A 15,933-nucleotide genomic window follows, 5' to 3' on the forward strand; every position below is an offset into this window, starting at 1 on the left:
GCCGTAACACAAACACGCAAAACGTCCCGTCATCACCATCCTGGTTTTGACTTTCCTCCCCTTACAGCCCCGCCGAAAGTTGAGCCTGCCGGGCGGATCAGCGGCGAAGGTGTTTGAGCCCTGCCCACAAAAAACAAGTTAAAAACAGCAAGGCGGGCGAGTTCTTCGCCGCCCGTCCGGCGGGTTCGGTTTTCGGGAATTCGGGGATGTCGGGGGCGCCTTCTTTTGGTTACTTTTCGTGGCGAGACAAGAAAAGTGACTAGCTGCCGGGCTACCCCCGGCCAAGGGTCAGTAGTCTTGCGAGGTCCCCGGCTACAGTTGACAGCCCTTCGACAAGCTCAGGGCGAAGGGTGCTGAAAGCTAGCCTCAGGCCAGCGTCGCCAACGCCCTCGGCTCCCCAATCAAATACCCCTGCACACAATCCACCCCCATCTCCGCCAGCTTGGCCAACGCCTCTTCGTTCTCGACAAATCCCGCCACCGTCTTGATCCCGAGGAAGCTGCCGGTTTCAAGAATCGAGCGCACCAGCGCCTCGTCGATCATGCTGGTGCCGATTTCGCGCACCAGCGCACGGTCGATCTTCAGGTAATCCAGCTTCATGCTCTTCAGGCTGGTGTAGGAGCTGTTGCCGGCGCCAAACTCATCGAGGGTGAAGCGGCAACCGTGGCGCTGCAATTGGCGCATGAATAACTGGGTCTGTGCGTGGCCTTCGACGGCGTCGGCCTCGCTGATCTCGAAGATGAGCTTGTTGCCAGGGAGGTCGCCGCGCGCCAGCTCGGCCTGCAGGTATTTCAGGAACAGCGGATTGGTGACCGATTGTCCGGACAGGTTGATCGACAGGCCGCCGATCCGGGCGAGTGCGTCGCTGTGGGCACGCATCCACTGCAGGACATGACGCACCACCCAGCGGTCGATCTCGGTGATGCGTTGCAGGCGTTCGGCCACGGCGATCAGGTCGCGCGTGGCGATGCTGCGTTCGCCTTCTGCGGTGGGATGTAACAGTACTTCGTAATACAGCGGGGTCCGCGCGGCATCGGCCGCGGCGGCCACCGGCTGGCAATTGAGGCTGAGCTGGTTGTTGGCGAGGATGGCGGTCAGCTCGTGTGCCCATTCGGCCAGCGCCAGCACACCGCTCTCGTCCGCTTCGCTGTCGTATTGGACGACGGACACGTCAGACTCGCGCGCGCGCGCGCAGGCGGCATTGGCGTTGTCGTAGTAGATCTCGGGAGTGATGCAGTCGCGCGCCCAGGCTAGACCAGCCGCAGGTTGCACGCGGTAGCGGGTGCCGTTGATTTCCAGGGGGTGGGCGGTCAGGGCGTGCAGCAGGGCTTCGGTCTGCGCCTGGGCCGAGGCCTGACCGGCCGCCTCGATCCAGAACGCAATGCCGGATTCGCCGGAGCGTGCAAGCAGCGCATTGGGCGACAACAGCGTGGGCATGATCTGGGCGTAATCGCGCAGGATGGGCGTGCGGATCTCGACGCCGGCGGTTTCGCCCGTGGGTTTGCTGATGTCGAACTGGATCACGCCGATGGCGTAGCCGCTGTCGGCCGTCTGGCTGCGCAGCCAGTTGCGGCGGATGGAACGGAAGAAGCTCTTGCGATTGGCGAGTCCGGTGGCGGGATCGTGGGATGCCTGCCACAGCAGGTCGCGCTGCATTTTCTGGATCATTGCGCTGTAGGAACGATCCATCAATGGCAATTCCAGATCCTCGGTCCACTGCGCTTCGCCGTCTTCCAGAGACTGCAGCAGATCCTGGCGCTTGAGGTCGAGCTTCTTGATGCCGCGGTAATTGGCGAAGACATACACCGGCGGCTGGTCGCCGATCCAGATCAGGTTGAGCGGGGCGTCGAGCGACTTGAACTGCAGCCAGTCGCCGACGCGCAGGCGTTCGGCCAGGTTGTCCTGCGCCTCGGAGAGCGGCTCGCTGGCCGCGTCGTCAAGGCGTGCGGCGACCGAAGTGCGCTGATGTTGCGATTTGCCTTCGTCGAACAGCGCGGTCGCGAGCTGATCGACGATGCGGTCCTGGGCGAATTTGTCGGCGCATACCTGAGTCAGGGCCTGGTCGATTTGCTGCAGCAGGGTTTGAATCTGGGCGGTCGTGGGCGGCTCGGTCTGGTCCGTACCCAGCCAGGTACACAGCTGCTGCAACACCTGCCAGGCCTCGCGCGCTTCGTCGCTGTCGATGCCGTGGCGCATCTCGGCGATCAGCAGTACATTGCGCCAGCCGCCGTTCAGCAGTTCGATGACGGCATTCGGCACCGCCCGCTCGTTCTCCAGCCGCTTCAGCAGATCGCGCAGGATGCGCTGCTTGATGACCTCGGCGCGCTGGCGGCCTTCGCACATTTCCTGCAGGCGGAACACGCGCGCGGCACGCTCATGCAGCAGCGGCTTGACCACGCGTTCCAACTGGGTGCGCGCTTCCTCGAACACCCCCGGATTCTTGTCGGCCTCGGCGTTGATGCGATCGGTCCAACGGCTCATCAGCCGTAGCAGACGCGCGTCCGTAATCTTGCCGTCGTCGCCGGCCACCATGCTGATGCGGTCGAGGGTGTTCAGTACCTTGTGTGCCGGGTGGGCAGGCGAGGCGAGGAATTCCGGATCGGCCATCGCCAGCTTGATGAGGCTGGTTTCCAGTTGCTGGAAAAACGGCCGCATGCCTTCGCTGACCGATTTCTCGGCATGCATGGTGTCGAACAGCGCGCCGAACATGTCGACCGAGCGCTGCATTTCATGGGTGACGGCCGGCGGCAGGGCGCCGGCGGCGGCCAGACGCTGCAGTACCGGAGAGTGGGCGATGCCGGGTGTGCCGGGCATCATGGCCTGGCCGGCCGCGCCGCCGCCCGCGGCCGCTGGCATTCCCTGCGGTTGCGGGGCATAACCTGGCATGGCACCGCCTGCGGCGGGGGTGCCCGTTGCGCCCGTAGGGGGCGCGGAGCCAGGCGCGGTCGGCTGGCCGCGGAAAAAGTCCAGCAACGAGCCGGCCAGACGATTGAGTGTGCCGCGCGGTTGAATGGAAGGCGGCGATGCCAGGCCTTCAGGCTGCGCGAGGGCCGACGCGTCGGCGCTGACCGGGGCGGCGTGCTGCGGCGACACGGCAGGTTTATGGCGCTCGACCTCGGCCTGCGAAACGGGCAACAGGGCCAGCAGTTCGGCATACAACGGCGCCAGCAACTCGGTCAACACGTCGCGCAGCGTGGCGTAGGCGACCTGGCGTGCCTTGGCCAGCACCGGCACGTCCTGCAATGCGCCACGGTAGGCATGGCCGATGACCGCCGGGCCGAAGGGGTTGTTGTTGTGATCGCAGGCGAAACCGAACAGCTGGCCGATACGAGGCTCGATGTCCGAAAGCTGTTCGCGGAACTGTTCTTCCAGCTTGTTGGCCTCGCTTGAGGTGGCAAGCCAGTCTTCGAAATCCAGTTCGTCGACCAGCGCCAATCCGCCGTCCATGGTGTCGCGGGTAGCCTGGGTCTGGACCGGCCGCGCCTGTTTAAGCGCATCGAGCACGCCTTGCACAAAACGGGTCTGCACGGCCGGGCCGTGATTGGCGAATTCATGTACGGCGCTCAGCAGGCCGCTGTGTTCGGCAATGCCGGATGCCTGTACGGCCGCGGCGCTCAGTTTGTCGCCCAGTACACGCATGATCTGGTCGTGCACCTGGAACAGGGTCTCGCTCAGCAGGGTGGTACTGGCTTCGCGCAGATGAGGGTATGCAGCGGAGGTCGGCAAGGCAGCCAGTTTTTGCCGGTGTCCTGCCATGCGCAGCCTTTGCAGTGCACGCAGCGCGTCGACCGGCTGGCGGGCAAACGCAACCCCGACCCCGAGCGGGCTCAGGCGCTTGAGTTGTGCAGGCACGCGGAAGGTCTGGGTCGTACTGATCGACACCGGGGTGAAGACGATTTCCACCGCGGCATCGGCGCGCTTGGCCAGCGCAGTGATCGCCGCTTCCGGGTTGGTGAACTTGAGAAACAGGCCGCCCTGGCAGAAATCGCGAATCTCGCAGGCGATTTCCGTGTATCCCGGTTGCGTGATAATGGCGGCCTGTGAGACTTGGAAGCGCCGGTCGCGCCGCAATTCCTGCCCGGTATGTTGGTTATCTGTCGCGTTAGCCATCATTTCCACACTTTCCCTTGGTTTTTCCCCATTTGCTCAATACTAACGGCCCGGCCGGGCTGGAAGGCACTTGGCGGACTCCGCCTGATTTTGGTAGACTCCCATGCATGAATTGTGCCGCAAAGTTCTTTTTTTAGCCGCTTTTATCCCACGCCGCAGGCGGTCGGGAGGCGCTGAGATGAGCAGCAACGCCTTGACGAAACCGCCAGCCCGCTGGCGGTTTTTTTGTTTAAGCCGCCGCGATCGAAGCACACCAACCGGAGCCTGAACATGTCTGCCACCCGAACCGACGATACCCGCATCGAGCAAAGCGGCGAACTGCTCGCCCCGATGCAGGTCATGCGCGAACTGCGCGCCAACGAAACCGTGCTGGCCCACGTGGCCCATGCGCGCAGTGCCATCCATGATGTGCTGCGTGGGGCGGACGACCGCATGTTCATCGTCGTCGGCCCCTGTTCCATCCATGATCCGGCCGCCGCACTCGATTATGCGCGCAAGCTGAAGCCGCTGGCCGACGAGCTGGCACACGATCTCATCATCGTGATGCGCGTGTACTTCGAGAAGCCGCGCACCACCGTGGGCTGGAAGGGACTGATCAACGACCCGCATCTGGACGAAAGCTTCGACATCAACGAGGGCCTGCGGCTGGCGCGCAAGCTGCTGCTGGACGTCAACGAGATCGGTCTGCCGTGTGCGACCGAATTCCTCGACCTGATTTCGCCGCAGTACATCGCCGATCTGGTGAGCTGGGGGGCTATCGGCGCACGCACCACCGAATCGCAGTCGCACCGTCAGTTGGCGTCCGGATTGTCGTGCCCGGTCGGCTTCAAGAACGGCACCGACGGCAGCCTGCGCATTGCGGTCGATGCGATCAAGGCGGCGGCCGCGCGCCACCATTTCATTTCCATCACCAAGTCGGGCCATGTCGGCGTGTTCAGCACCTCCGGCAACGAGGATACGCACGTGATCCTGCGCGGCGGCAAGACGCCCAATTACGATGCGGCCAGCGTCCATCTGGCGTGCGGTGAGCTGGCGTCGGCGGGCTTGCGCCAGCAGTTGATGATCGATTTCTCGCACGCCAATTCGAGCAAGCAGTTCCAGCGCCAGATGGACGTCGGGGCCGACGTGGCGGCCCAGGTGGCCGGCGGCGACAACCGCATCATCGGCGCGATGATCGAAAGCCACCTGAACGCGGGGCGTCAGGATCTGGTCGTCGGCCAGCCGCTGGAATACGCCAAGTCGATCACCGACGCCTGCATCGGCTGGGACGACACCGTGCCATTGCTGAGGATGCTGGCCGACGCGGTGAAAAAACGCCGGCTGACCGTGCCGGCGGATGAGGAATAGCCGCGCTTCGGGTTAAAATGCGCGTGGCGGGCCTCCCCGCATGGCTAAGTTGTGAATCGGGTCAGGTCCGGAAGGAAGCAGCCACAGCGACCGATGCCAGTGCCGGGGTTCTGGCTCGCCACCCCATTACTTCTGCCTGTTTTCGTCCAGGGTGCAGGCAGAATGAACAGACTCCTGGTTTTATCGCCGATCGCAAGTTTGCGGCTGGCACCCTCCAGCAGGGCAGCCAACGGAATGGCGGTCGAGTTCGGGTTTCCTTTGGTATTCCGCTTGCAGACCAAGGCGAACAGCGGCTCGCTGCCCTATGGGGGAGGTCGCCATCGGCGCACACTTCCTCTTTCCAGCAAATCCGCTTTGCCTATCTGTTTTAAGCACTGAAAGATTTGTCTGGCCGGGCAGGGGGGTGCCGCTCTGATAAAATCGGCACGATGACTGACCTGTTCGGCGAATCTTCCCAACCAGCCTTGGCTCTGGCCCGTAAATGGCGTCCGCGCGCGTTTGCCGACCTCAAAGGCCAGGAGCATGTCGTGCAGGCCCTGTCGAATGCGCTGACGCAAGGCCGGCTGCATCATGCCTACCTGCTGACCGGCACGCGCGGCGTTGGCAAGACCACGCTGGCACGCATTCTCGCCAAATGTCTCAACTGCGAAACCGGCGTCACGGCCACGCCGTGCGGCGTGTGCTCGGCCTGTACGCAGATTGACGCCGGACGCTTCGTCGACCTGCTCGAGCTCGACGCGGCGTCGAACACCGGCGTCGACAACATGCGCGAGGTGCTCGACAACGCGCAGTACGCGCCGACGGTGGGGCGCTACAAGGTCTACATCATCGACGAAGTGCACATGCTGTCGAAGCCGGCGTTCAACTCCATGCTGAAGACGCTGGAAGAACCGCCCGCGCATGTGAAGTTCATCCTCGCCACCACCGACCCGCAGAAGATTCCGGTGACGGTTTTGAGCCGCTGCCTGCAGTTCAACCTGAAGCCGATGCCGCCCGCCCTGGTGGCGCAGCATCTGGGCGAAGTGCTGGAGCAGGAGAATGTGACGGCCGAACCGGCAGCGCTGAACCTGCTGGCGCGCGCCGCAGCCGGCAGCATGCGCGATGCCTTGTCGCTCACCGACCAGGCGATTGCCTACGGCGGCGGCAAGGTCGAGGCGGCCGCGGTCGAAGCCATGCTCGGTACGGTGCGGCGCGATTATCTGTTCGACCTGCTCGACGCCCTGGCGGCGCGCAACGGCGATGCGCTACTGGACCAGGCGCGGCAACTGGCCGAGCGCGGCATCGCCTTCGACGCCACCTTGCAGGACTTTGGCAACCTGCTGACCCAGCTGGCCCTGTTGCTGCACGCGCCGGGCGCGGTGGAAAGCAGTCTGGATGCCGAGCGCATGCAGACGTGTGCCGCACAGCTGGACGCCGAAACCGTGCAGTTGTATTACCAGATCGCGTTGAACGGTCGCCGCGATCTGCCGTATGCACCGGACGAGTTTTCCGGGTTCTGCATGACGCTGCTGCGCATGCTGGCCTTTGCCCCGGGTTCACGTGATTCCGCACGTGCTGATGTGCGTAGTGGATCGACGCCTGTCGGAACGGCCGCAGCGGAACGCGTCGCGCCCGCTGCGCGTGCCGAGTCTGTGACGCGGGCCGCTGTTTCCGAGATGCGAGCCGAACCGCCGGTGCGTACCGCCAGCCGCGAAGCCGAGTCCGGCGTACCCCCATCGCCAGCACCGCCAGTTGAGCGGGTTGCCGAAGCTTCACCGAGCGAAACTGTGTCGAGTGAAACCACCTCGGCGATTGCCCCGGCTGAAGCGGGTGCGCCATCCACACCTGTATTGACAGCCCGTGAAACCAGGCCGAGCGGAGCCTGGGACTGGCTCGCCGTGGTAGCCGGGCTGCGCCTCGGCGGCATGGCCAAGATGCTGGCCGATCACTGCGAACTGGTGTCGCAGGAGGGCGATGCGGTGACCTTGCGCGTGGGCGAGTCGCACAAACATCTGCTTGATCGTGCCTATCAGGACAAGCTGGTTTCGGCGTTGAAAGACAAATTTGGTGCGGCACTTCAGATCACATTCGAGATCGGCGCCGCGGCCGAGCGGACCCCGCAGCAGGTGCGTACGCGCATCAAGGAAGCCCGCCAGGCCGAGGCCGTGGCGGCCATCGAATCAGACCCATTCGTGCGTGAGCTGGTCGACCAGTTTGGCGGCCAGATCGACGCATCGACCATACAGCCATTAGGAGAATCAACATGATGAAAGGCGGCATCGGCAACATGATGAAGCAGGTCCAGCAGGTGCAGGAAAACATGGCCAAGATGCAGGCCAAGCTGGCCGAAATCGAAATCGAGGGGCAGAGCGGTGCCGGCATGGTCAAGGTGACGATGACCTGCAAATACGACGTGCGCCGCATCGCCATCGATCCCAGCCTGATGGGTGACGACAAGGAAATGCTGGAAGACCTGGTGGCCGCGGCGGTGAACGATGCGGTGCGCAAGGTCGAATCCACGGTACAGGAAAAAATGGGCAGCGTGACCGCCGGCCTGCCGATCCCACCGGGGATGAAGCTGCCTTTTTGATCAGATGGAAACAGTGAGATGCAACCGGCCGCGCTGGAAAACCTGATCACTGCCCTGCGCGTGCTGCCCGGCGTCGGCCCCAAGTCGGCGGCGCGCATGGCCTATCACCTGCTGCAACGCGACAGGCGCGGTGCCGAGGCACTGGCCGGCGCGCTTAATCATGCGCTGACGCATCTGCATCACTGCCGGCTGTGCAACAACTTTTCCGAGGCGGAAGTGTGCGAGGTCTGCGCCAGTCCGAACCGCGACAAGCGGCAGCTGGCGGTGGTCGAAATGCCTGCCGACTTCAACATGATGGAGGCCACGCAAAGCTACGGCGGCCTCTATTTCGTGCTGATGGGGCGCCTGAGCCCGCTCGACGGCATGGGTCCGCGCGAGATCCATCTGGACCGTCTGATCAGCCGTGCGCTCGACGGCGTGGTCGAGGAAGTGGTCCTGGCGACCAACTTCACCCCGGAAGGCGAGGCCACCGCGCACACCATCGGCGAACTGCTGAAGGCGCGCGGCCTCAAGGTGAGCCGGCTGGCGCGCGGGGTGCCAGTGGGCGGCGAGCTGGAATACGTGGACAGCGGCACGCTGGCGCAGGCCGTGCGCGACAGGCGAACCGTATGAAATAGCGCAACAGGCGTACCGTCTGACCGCATCTACCCCAGCGCGCTGGCGACGAGGTTGATCGTCAGCGCCAGCACCAGCAGATTGAAGCCGAACGACACCAGGCCGTGCACCAGCACCAGCCGGCGCATCGCCGTCGTGGTAATCGCGACGTCGGCCACCTGCGAGGTCATGCCGATGACCGCTGCGAAGTACGCAAAATCGGCGTAGCGGGGCGGGGCGCCGGGAAAGGTCAACCCGCCCGTGTCCTTGCCCCCATGCGACCGGTAGTAGTGGCGCGCATACCGCAGCGCGAACAAGGTCTGGATCAAAAGCCAGGTCGATGCCAGCGTGCCGAGCGCGAGGACGATGTGCAACCCGCGCACCATTCCCGTCGACGTCCTGGCTGCATCGGTGACCAGCAGCACGCCAATCAGGCTGACCCATGACGCCGCGATCAGCACGCCATACAGTGCGGTGGCGCCGGGGTCTTCGCTGGAAGCGCGCAGTCGGGTTTGGGCGGTGTCGAGCCGCCCCACGCCCCACCATACCAGCACCAGATACATCAGGCTGCCGGCCAGCCAGCCGGCCAGCAGCCGTGTTTCCCATACGTCGGCATACGTTGATGCCGCGCCCAGAGCGCCGAGCGTCAGCGCAAGCGACAGTCGATGCCATGCGCGCAGGCGGGCTACGGGGTGAAGCTCACGGTGCGGATAGGGCAGCAGAAATTTCATGCTCGGATATGACGTGAATGCAGAAAGCCGCGCAAGGCCAGCAGGACGACCACCAGACCGAGCATAACCCAGTGCTCGACCCGATGCAGCACGGCCAGATGGGTGCTCAGCAGTGCGCCGAACACATAGCCGGCACCGCCTACCAGAGGTGCCCACAGCGCGGCGGACGCAAGATTGAGCCAGAAAAAGCGCCAGCGGGCCACGTCGCTGAGCCCGACCGCGACAGGCAGCGCGATGCGCAAGCCCCACATGAACCGCATCGCCAGAATGACGCCGACCGGATGTTTCCGGATCAGATCGAGCGCGTGCGCGACTTTGCTGCGCCAAGCCGGACGGCGCAGCAGCAACGCTTGTCCGTGACGGCGGCCGAGCCAGAAAAAGAACTGGTCGCCCGTCATCGCGCCTATCCCGGCCACGCCCGTGAGCGCGGCGAAATCGAGATAGCCGCGATGTGCCGCGTAACCGGCCAGCAGCAGTACGGATTCGCCTTCGAACAGGGCACCGAGGAAGACAGCTGCATAGCCATACTGTGCGATGAGGACTGCAATATCCATGCATGGATTGTAGAGCGCGCCGCGTGGGACACGATGACGGGTTGGAATGCGCGAATGGCATGCGTGTCGCCCGCTAGATGCCCGTTCTCGTGGATAATCCGGGATGCACGCGCCCCGAGGCGCCCTGTTTGAACGGAGAGGACAAGATGGAACTCAACGCCCTGACGGCACTTTCGCCGCTGGATGGCCGCTATGGCTCGAAAACTGCGCCGCTGCGCGATTTCTTCAGCGAATACGCCCTGATCAAATACCGCGTCATCGTCGAGATCGAATGGCTGAAGGCGCTGGCGGCCGAACCCGCCATCGTCGAAGTGCCGGCGTTTTCCGATCAGGCCATTGCATTGCTCGACGGCATCGCCGACACGTTTTCCGTGGCCGACGCCGAGCGCGTCAAGGCGATCGAGGCCACCACCAATCACGACGTCAAGGCAGTGGAGTATTTCCTCAAAGAGAAGACCCGGGCCAGCGCCGAAATTGCCGCGGTATCCGAGTTCATCCACTTCGCCTGCACGTCGGAAGATATCAACAACCTGTCGCATGCCTTGATGCTCAAAGGCGCGCGCGATGGCGTACTGCAGCCGGCCCTGGAAAAAGTCATCGCGCGCCTGACCGAACTGGCGCACGAACTGGCCGACCTGCCGATGCTGTCGCGCACCCATGGCCAGCCGGCGTCGCCCACCACCGTCGGCAAGGAGCTTGCCAATGTCGTCTATCGCCTGCGCCGCGCCTGGGACGTCATCGGCGCGACCGAACTGCTTGGCAAGATCAATGGCGCGGTCGGTAATTACAACGCACACCTGTCGGCCTATCCCGAACTCGATTGGGAAAACTTCGCCCGCGAATTCGTGATATGCCTGGGGCTCACCTTCAACCCCTACACCACCCAGATCGAGCCGCACGACGCCATGGCCGAACTGTACGACGCCATTGCGCGTACCAACACCATCCTCATCGACCTCAACCGCGATATCTGGGGCTATATCTCGGTGGGTTATTTCAAGCAGAAAGTGAAGGCGGGCGAGGTAGGCTCGTCCACCATGCCGCACAAGGTCAATCCCATCGACTTCGAGAACAGCGAAGGCAACCTGGGGCTGGCCAATGCAGTGCTGCGCCATCTCGCAGAAAAACTGCCGGTCTCGCGCTGGCAGCGCGACCTGACCGATTCGACCGTGTTGCGCAACATGGGCGTCGGCTTCGGCTACAGCCTCCTGGCCTACGAATCCTGCCTGCGCGGGCTGGGCAAGCTCGAGGCCAACCCGGCCGCCCTGGCTGCGGATCTCGAAGCCAACTGGGAAGTGCTGGCCGAACCGATCCAGACCGTGATGCGCCGCTATGGCGTGGCCAATCCCTATGAGCAGTTGAAGGAACTGACCCGCGGCAAGGCCGGCATGACGCGCGAGACGCTGCATGCCTTCATCGACGGGCTGACGATTCCGGCGGCCGAGAAGACCCGCTTGAAATCGATGACGCCGGCGTCATATACCGGTATGGCGACCGAGCTGGCCAGACAGATTTAGGCTCGGCCGGTCCTCGTCACGGATTCACGCGGAGGTTCCATGTCCGAACATGCTCTCGACGTCGGTCTCGCCGACTTTTCGCAACGCGTCCTCGAAGAATCGAAGCATCGCCCGGTGGTGGTCGATTTCTGGGCACCCTGGTGCGGCCCGTGCAAGCAGCTAAAGCCCATCCTGGAAAAACTCGCGGCCGAATACGACGGCAAGTTCCTGCTCGCCAAGATCAATTCGGACGAGAACCAGGAGCTTGCGGCACGCTACGGCGTGCGCGGTATCCCCAGTGTCAAGGCCTTCGTCGATGGCGAACCGGTCGACGAATTTTCCGGTGCGTTGCCTGAAGGCGAGGTACGGGTCTTTCTCGACCGGCTCGTTCCTGGCCCGGCGGACGAACTGCGCCGCCAGGCGGCCGACGCCCGCCATGCGGGCGATGCGCCCGGCGCGCTGCAATTGCTGGCCGATGCATCGAGAATCGACCCCGCCCATCTGGGGGTCAGGCTCGACGCGGCGGAAATCATGCTCGATCTGAACGAGGCCGAGGAGGCCCGCCGCCTGATTGGAAGCATGCCGGATGATGCCGATCCGCGTGTGCCCGCATTGAAGGCCCGCCTGCAGTTCATGGGCGCGGCCGGCGAAGATGAAGCGGCGTTGACCGCGCGGGTGGCGGCGAATGAAAACGATCTCGATGCACGTCTGAAACTCGCCAACCTGCGGGTTGCCGCGGGGCAGTACGAAGCGGGCATGGACCAGTTGCTGGAAATCGTCCGCCGCGATCGCGGCTTCGAGGACGACATCGGACGCAAGACCCTGCTGTCGGTATTCAACCTGCTGGGGGGCGGCGAACTCGTGAGTCGCTACCGTCGGCTGCTGGCCAGCGCGCTCAACTGAACTGTCGGCTCAGTCGAGCGCCTGGTAGCGCACCTCGACGATTTCCACCTCGCGTCGCCCTTCCGGCGTCTGCACGCTGACGGTGTCCCCTTCGCGTGCTTTCAGCAGTGCACGCGCCATCGGCGAGATCCATGCGATGCGGCCGCGCCCGGCGTCGGCTTCGTCGATGCCGACGATGGCGTACGTGGCCTCAATGCCATCCTTGTCGGCGACGGTGACGGTGGCGCCGAAGAACACCTGGTCGGTGTCCTCGCGGGTGGCTGGGTCGACGACATCGGCGTGCTCCAGACGCTTGGACAAAAAGCGGATGCGCCGATCGACTTCGCGCAGACGCTTCTTGCCGTAGATGTAGTCGCCATTTTCGGAGCGGTCGCCGTTGCTGGCCGCCCACGAGATGGTTTCCACCAACTTGGGGCGTTCGACTTTCCACAGCTGATTGAATTCGGCGTCGAGCTGCGCGTAGCCAGCGGGCGTCATGTAGTTCTTCGACCCGGCGGGGAGCGCGGGCGCATCGATCTCGTCCTCGTCCGCATCCGGTGCGTCGGTTTCCTTGACGAATGCTTTATTCATTTTGGGGAAAGCGTCCTTTGGGCGGGGCCGTGTTCATCGGCCGAACAGATGGACGAGCAGCGAGAGCGCCAGCGACATGAGAATGACACTGGCGAAGGGGAAGTAGAATACGCCTCGTTTATGCCGGATCTGAACGTCGCCGGGCAGCCGGCCCAGGCCCAGCCGATTGAGCCAGGGAGTGAGCAGGCCCAATACCAACAACGCCAGAACGAGTGTGACCAGCCATTTCATCATGAGGGGATTCTAGCCGATGGACGCAAGCCTGCCGCAATTCGAACGCACACGGATTCTGCTCGATGCCGGCGAACAGGCGCGACTTGCGCAGGCACACGTGCTGGTGGCAGGCCTGGGTGGCGTCGGTTCGTATTGCGCCGAGGCGCTGGCGCGCGCCGGGGTGGGGCGGTTGACGCTGATCGACCACGATGTGGTCGCCGTGTCGAACATCAACCGCCAGTTGCCTGCCTTGCTGTCCACCGTGGGGCAGCCGAAAGCCGAGCTGATGGCCGCGCGCATCCGCGACATCAACCCGATGTGCGAACTGACCGTGATTCGCGAGTTCCTCATCCCCGAAACCGTGGCCGACATGGTGCCTGCCGACGTCGATTTCGTCATCGATTGCATCGACTCGCTCAATTGCAAGGTCGCGCTGGTTGCCAGCAGCGTCGAGCGCGGCCTCAAGGTTGCCTCCAGCATGGGGGCCGGCAACAAGCTCGACCCCACCCGAATCCGGATCGCCGATATTTCGAAGACCGAGATGTGTCCGCTTGCTTCGGTGATGCGCAAGCGGCTCAGGAAACGCGGCATTCCCAAAGGCGTGCTCACCGTGTTTTCCGACGAGGAGGGACGGCCGCCCTTGCCGCCGCAGCCGGTCGAAGGCCGCGGCCGCGACCGTGCGGTCAACGGCACCATCAGCTACATGCCGCCGTTGTTCGGCCTGATGCTGGCGGGCGCGGTGGTGCAGCGCCTGATCGAACCCTGACGCAGCCGTAACCGCCCGGTTGCGCGGGTTTACTGCTGCGTCGCGTTGTCGATCTGCTTGCGCTGCGCATCGGCGGCGTCCATGACCTGACCTTCCACGGCCCGGGCTTTCCCGATGGACTGGATCTGTGCGTCGAAGACCGGGTTGGGTTTGCCTTCGGTTTTGGGTTGCGGGGGCGGCGTGGGATTGCAGGCGGACAGGAGCAGCGCAAGCGGGATCAGGAACCCTTTCATTTCGTATCCTCCAATAATCCGGTGGGCAGACCGTCGATGCTGATCTGGTTTTTCTCGCGCCAGTAATCGAGCAGGCCGACCGGTCCTTTTTTCTCGGCCCAGCGCGCCAGAGTGTCGCGCTCACCCGCATAGGTGTAGCGCGGCACGGCGTAGCCGCACGAGGTCTGCACCGATTCGACGTCGAGCACGATGATCTGGCGTTCGCCGGGAAGGGCAGGGAAATGGCGACGGAGTTCGCCCCACTCCGGATCCTGCCTGCGCACGACGCGTCCACGTCCGTACAAGCGCAGGATCAGTGGATCGGCATCGAAGCTGCACCACATTATCGTCATGCGGCCATCGTGTGCCAGGTGGGCCGCGGTTTCGTTGCCACTGCCGGTGAGGTCTAGGTAGGCGACGCAGACCTCGGACAATACACGCAAGCTATCCATGCCTTTGGGTGACAGGTTGAGGCGGCTCGTGGTGGTGCCGGTGGCGGTAAAAAACATCTGCTGCGCGGCGATGAAGGCGCGGTGTTTTTCTTCGAGGGCGGGATAGACGCGTGCCATCAGTTGATCTGCCGTTTGAGGAATTCGGTGAGGATGCGCATGCGCGCCACGCTGTCGTTCATCTCCAGCAGATTCTGCTTGACGCTGAGCTTCAACGGCAGTACTTCGGACAGCCGGTAGCCGACCCATACGGCATTGTCGAATGTATGCGGGGCCGGGAAGTGCGCGTGACCGTATTCGTCGATGATGTGGCGCAGGATTTCCACGGCCAGTTCGAGTTCGCGAGGGATCGCGCTGGTCGGTTCGGCACTGACTTCGTCAACCGTGCCGATAAGTAGCCCGCTGGGCTCGACCTGAGTGTGGCGGATGACGAACCGTGTGTCGGCCTGGGTGTCGATGTGCAGGATGCCGGTTTCGGGCATGTCCCAGTCGGTGATGCGGACTCGCGTGCCAATTGAATAAGGCACGGCGGGCGCGCCGGTTTCCTGCCCTTCCCGGATGGCGCAGATGCCGAACGGACTGTCGTCGGCGATCGCCTGCTTCACCATGTCGACATAGCGTTGTTCGAAAATCCGCAACGGCATCCGGCCGCCGGGAAACACCACGGTGTTCAGCGGAAACAGCGGCAGGCGGGTCCGTTTGGCGGCGGCGTTCACCGGCTATCGCCCCAGCGTGCCATGAGTTCGTGCTGGACGCCGAGCTGGTCGAGAATACGCGCGACGACGAAGTCGACAATGTCGGAAACCGACTGCGGCTGATGATAGAAGCCGGGATTGGCCGGCAGGATGACCGCGTTCATCCGCGACAGCGTCAGCATGTTTTCCAGGTGCAAGGTGGAAAACGGCGCCTCGCGGGGAACGAGGATGAGCTTCCGCTGTTCTTTCAGCATCACGTCGGCGGCGCGTTCGATCAGGTTGTCGGACAGGCCGTGGGCGATGGCGGCGAGCGTGCCCATCGAACACGGGCAGACCACCATCGCATCGGCCGGATTGGAACCGGATGCGACCGGCGCATTCCAGTCTTCGCGGCCGAACACGCGCAGCTGGCCGTCGCGTGTATTCAGGCTTTCCGACAATTGACGCTCAAGATCGCTGGCGCGTGCAGGCAGCGCCACGCCGAGTTCCTGCTTGGCGACGATGTGCGCCGCCTGCGACACCAGCAGATAGACCCGCAAGTCGGCGGCCAGGAGACATTCGAGCAGACGCAGGCCGTAGGCCATGCCGGAGGCGCCGGAGAGCGCAAGGGTAACGGTATTCAGGGTAGGGTGCATGGCGCGGATTGTCGCCCGGATGCCGCCAATAATCCACTATGCGACTGCGATTGGCACTCGTTCGGTGCGCGAAATTGCCTGCGGGACGG

The 15,933-nt window shown here is 63.8% G+C and carries 16 protein-coding genes and 1 other RNA gene; 8 read left to right on the top strand and 9 right to left on the bottom strand.

Features of this window, described 5'->3' with window-relative positions; genetic code table 11:
• Positions 1-366: 366 nt before the first annotated feature.
• Entirely contained in the window at positions 367-4,110 is a 3,744-nt protein-coding gene (locus B058_RS0110845; RefSeq protein WP_245539295.1) for a DUF1631 family protein, read from the bottom strand.
• 270 nt (positions 4,111-4,380) lie between these two features.
• On the opposite strand from B058_RS0110845, the gene B058_RS0110850 reads away from it, so the two are divergent.
• The 5 genes from B058_RS0110850 to recR all read left to right on the top strand — a co-directional run bounded on the left by B058_RS0110850 (position 4,381) and on the right by recR (position 8,638).
• Entirely contained in the window at positions 4,381-5,457 is a 1,077-nt protein-coding gene (locus B058_RS0110850) for a 3-deoxy-7-phosphoheptulonate synthase (protein ID WP_018508511.1), read from the top strand.
• A 25-nt stretch (positions 5,458-5,482) separates the two neighbouring features.
• Positions 5,483-5,580: signal recognition particle sRNA small type (ffs, locus tag B058_RS17555), an RNA gene on the top strand.
• 305 nt (positions 5,581-5,885) lie between these two features.
• Complete coding sequence (gene dnaX, locus B058_RS0110855) at positions 5,886-7,703, top strand: DNA polymerase III subunit gamma/tau (protein WP_018508512.1); 1,818 nt, start codon at positions 5,886-5,888, stop codon at positions 7,701-7,703.
• The gene (locus tag B058_RS0110860; protein WP_245539299.1) at positions 7,703-8,026 is read left to right on the top strand and encodes a YbaB/EbfC family nucleoid-associated protein; all 324 of its coding nucleotides are present in this window, start codon (positions 7,703-7,705) and stop codon (positions 8,024-8,026) included. The genes dnaX and B058_RS0110860 overlap by 1 nt, the downstream gene beginning before the upstream one ends.
• Positions 8,027-8,044: 18 nt before the next feature.
• Positions 8,045-8,638 carry a recombination mediator RecR gene (recR, locus tag B058_RS0110865; protein WP_018508514.1) on the top strand — a complete coding sequence of 198 codons (594 nt, stop codon included), beginning with the start codon at positions 8,045-8,047 and terminating at the stop codon, positions 8,636-8,638.
• A gap of 32 nt (positions 8,639-8,670) precedes the next feature.
• Here the strand turns inward: recR and B058_RS0110870 are convergent, their stop codons facing one another.
• A complete protein-coding gene (locus tag B058_RS0110870; RefSeq protein WP_018508515.1) occupies positions 8,671-9,351 on the bottom strand; it encodes a DUF1345 domain-containing protein in 681 nt (226 codons plus the stop codon).
• Positions 9,348-9,905, bottom strand: coding sequence for a DedA family protein (locus B058_RS0110875; protein WP_018508516.1), 558 nt, complete (start codon positions 9,903-9,905; stop codon positions 9,348-9,350). Before B058_RS0110875 ends, B058_RS0110870 begins: the two co-directional genes overlap by 4 nt.
• A 146-nt stretch (positions 9,906-10,051) precedes the next feature.
• Between B058_RS0110875 and purB the strand changes: the two genes are divergently transcribed.
• Both purB and B058_RS0110885 read left to right on the top strand, forming a co-directional pair.
• Positions 10,052-11,422, top strand: coding sequence for an adenylosuccinate lyase (purB, locus tag B058_RS0110880; protein WP_018508517.1), 1,371 nt, complete (start codon positions 10,052-10,054; stop codon positions 11,420-11,422).
• A 39-nt stretch (positions 11,423-11,461) separates the two neighbouring features.
• Positions 11,462-12,304, top strand: a complete 843-nt coding sequence (locus B058_RS0110885) for a thioredoxin family protein (protein WP_018508518.1) — start codon at positions 11,462-11,464, stop codon at positions 12,302-12,304.
• Positions 12,305-12,313: 9 nt separating this feature from the next.
• On the opposite strand, the gene greB is transcribed toward B058_RS0110885, so the two are convergent.
• Both greB and B058_RS0110895 read right to left on the bottom strand, forming a co-directional pair.
• Positions 12,314-12,874, bottom strand: coding sequence for a transcription elongation factor GreB (gene greB / locus B058_RS0110890; protein ID WP_018508519.1), 561 nt, complete (start codon positions 12,872-12,874; stop codon positions 12,314-12,316).
• Between the two features lie 33 nt (positions 12,875-12,907).
• Positions 12,908-13,108: a DUF2905 domain-containing protein gene (locus tag B058_RS0110895; RefSeq protein ID WP_018508520.1), complete on the bottom strand. Its 201-nt coding sequence runs from the start codon at positions 13,106-13,108 to the stop codon at positions 12,908-12,910.
• 16 nt (positions 13,109-13,124) lie between these two features.
• On the opposite strand from B058_RS0110895, the gene B058_RS0110900 reads away from it, so the two are divergent.
• Positions 13,125-13,853: a tRNA threonylcarbamoyladenosine dehydratase gene (locus tag B058_RS0110900; RefSeq protein WP_018508521.1), complete on the top strand. Its 729-nt coding sequence runs from the start codon at positions 13,125-13,127 to the stop codon at positions 13,851-13,853.
• Between the two features lie 29 nt (positions 13,854-13,882).
• On the opposite strand, the gene B058_RS0110905 is transcribed toward B058_RS0110900, so the two are convergent.
• The 4 genes from B058_RS0110905 to B058_RS0110920 are packed head-to-tail and all read right to left on the bottom strand — an operon-like array spanning position 13,883 to position 15,844.
• Entirely contained in the window at positions 13,883-14,086 is a 204-nt protein-coding gene (locus B058_RS0110905) for a hypothetical protein (protein ID WP_018508522.1), read from the bottom strand.
• A complete protein-coding gene (locus tag B058_RS0110910) occupies positions 14,083-14,634 on the bottom strand; it encodes a pyridoxamine 5'-phosphate oxidase family protein (RefSeq protein ID WP_018508523.1) in 552 nt (183 codons plus the stop codon). Before B058_RS0110910 ends, B058_RS0110905 begins: the two co-directional genes overlap by 4 nt.
• Positions 14,634-15,230 (bottom strand): LON peptidase substrate-binding domain-containing protein, encoded by a 597-nt coding sequence (locus B058_RS0110915; protein ID WP_018508524.1) that lies wholly within the window; start codon positions 15,228-15,230, stop codon positions 14,634-14,636. Before B058_RS0110915 ends, B058_RS0110910 begins: the two co-directional genes overlap by 1 nt.
• Positions 15,227-15,844, bottom strand: a complete 618-nt coding sequence (locus tag B058_RS0110920; RefSeq protein WP_026240850.1) for a flavin prenyltransferase UbiX — start codon at positions 15,842-15,844, stop codon at positions 15,227-15,229. Before B058_RS0110920 ends, B058_RS0110915 begins: the two co-directional genes overlap by 4 nt.
• Positions 15,845-15,933 lie beyond the last annotated feature (89 nt).

The organism is Thiobacillus thioparus DSM 505, from assembly GCF_000373385.1.
GTDB lineage: Bacteria > Pseudomonadota > Gammaproteobacteria > Burkholderiales > Thiobacillaceae > Thiobacillus > Thiobacillus thioparus.

Coding starts and splice junctions, on each gene's coding strand:
- B058_RS0110845 (WP_245539295.1), bottom strand. CDS start 4,110: ATGGCTAACGCGACAGATAACCAACATACCGGGCAGGAATTGCGGCGC.
- B058_RS0110850 (WP_018508511.1), top strand. CDS start 4,381: ATGTCTGCCACCCGAACCGACGATACCCGCATCGAGCAAAGCGGCGAA.
- dnaX (WP_018508512.1), top strand. CDS start 5,886: ATGACTGACCTGTTCGGCGAATCTTCCCAACCAGCCTTGGCTCTGGCC.
- B058_RS0110860 (WP_245539299.1), top strand. CDS start 7,703: ATGAAAGGCGGCATCGGCAACATGATGAAGCAGGTCCAGCAGGTGCAG.
- recR (WP_018508514.1), top strand. CDS start 8,045: ATGCAACCGGCCGCGCTGGAAAACCTGATCACTGCCCTGCGCGTGCTG.
- B058_RS0110870 (WP_018508515.1), bottom strand. CDS start 9,351: ATGAAATTTCTGCTGCCCTATCCGCACCGTGAGCTTCACCCCGTAGCC.
- B058_RS0110875 (WP_018508516.1), bottom strand. CDS start 9,905: ATGGATATTGCAGTCCTCATCGCACAGTATGGCTATGCAGCTGTCTTC.
- purB (WP_018508517.1), top strand. CDS start 10,052: ATGGAACTCAACGCCCTGACGGCACTTTCGCCGCTGGATGGCCGCTAT.
- B058_RS0110885 (WP_018508518.1), top strand. CDS start 11,462: ATGTCCGAACATGCTCTCGACGTCGGTCTCGCCGACTTTTCGCAACGC.
- greB (WP_018508519.1), bottom strand. CDS start 12,874: ATGAATAAAGCATTCGTCAAGGAAACCGACGCACCGGATGCGGACGAG.
- B058_RS0110895 (WP_018508520.1), bottom strand. CDS start 13,108: ATGATGAAATGGCTGGTCACACTCGTTCTGGCGTTGTTGGTATTGGGC.
- B058_RS0110900 (WP_018508521.1), top strand. CDS start 13,125: ATGGACGCAAGCCTGCCGCAATTCGAACGCACACGGATTCTGCTCGAT.
- B058_RS0110905 (WP_018508522.1), bottom strand. CDS start 14,086: ATGAAAGGGTTCCTGATCCCGCTTGCGCTGCTCCTGTCCGCCTGCAAT.
- B058_RS0110910 (WP_018508523.1), bottom strand. CDS start 14,634: ATGGCACGCGTCTATCCCGCCCTCGAAGAAAAACACCGCGCCTTCATC.
- B058_RS0110920 (WP_026240850.1), bottom strand. CDS start 15,844: ATGCACCCTACCCTGAATACCGTTACCCTTGCGCTCTCCGGCGCCTCC.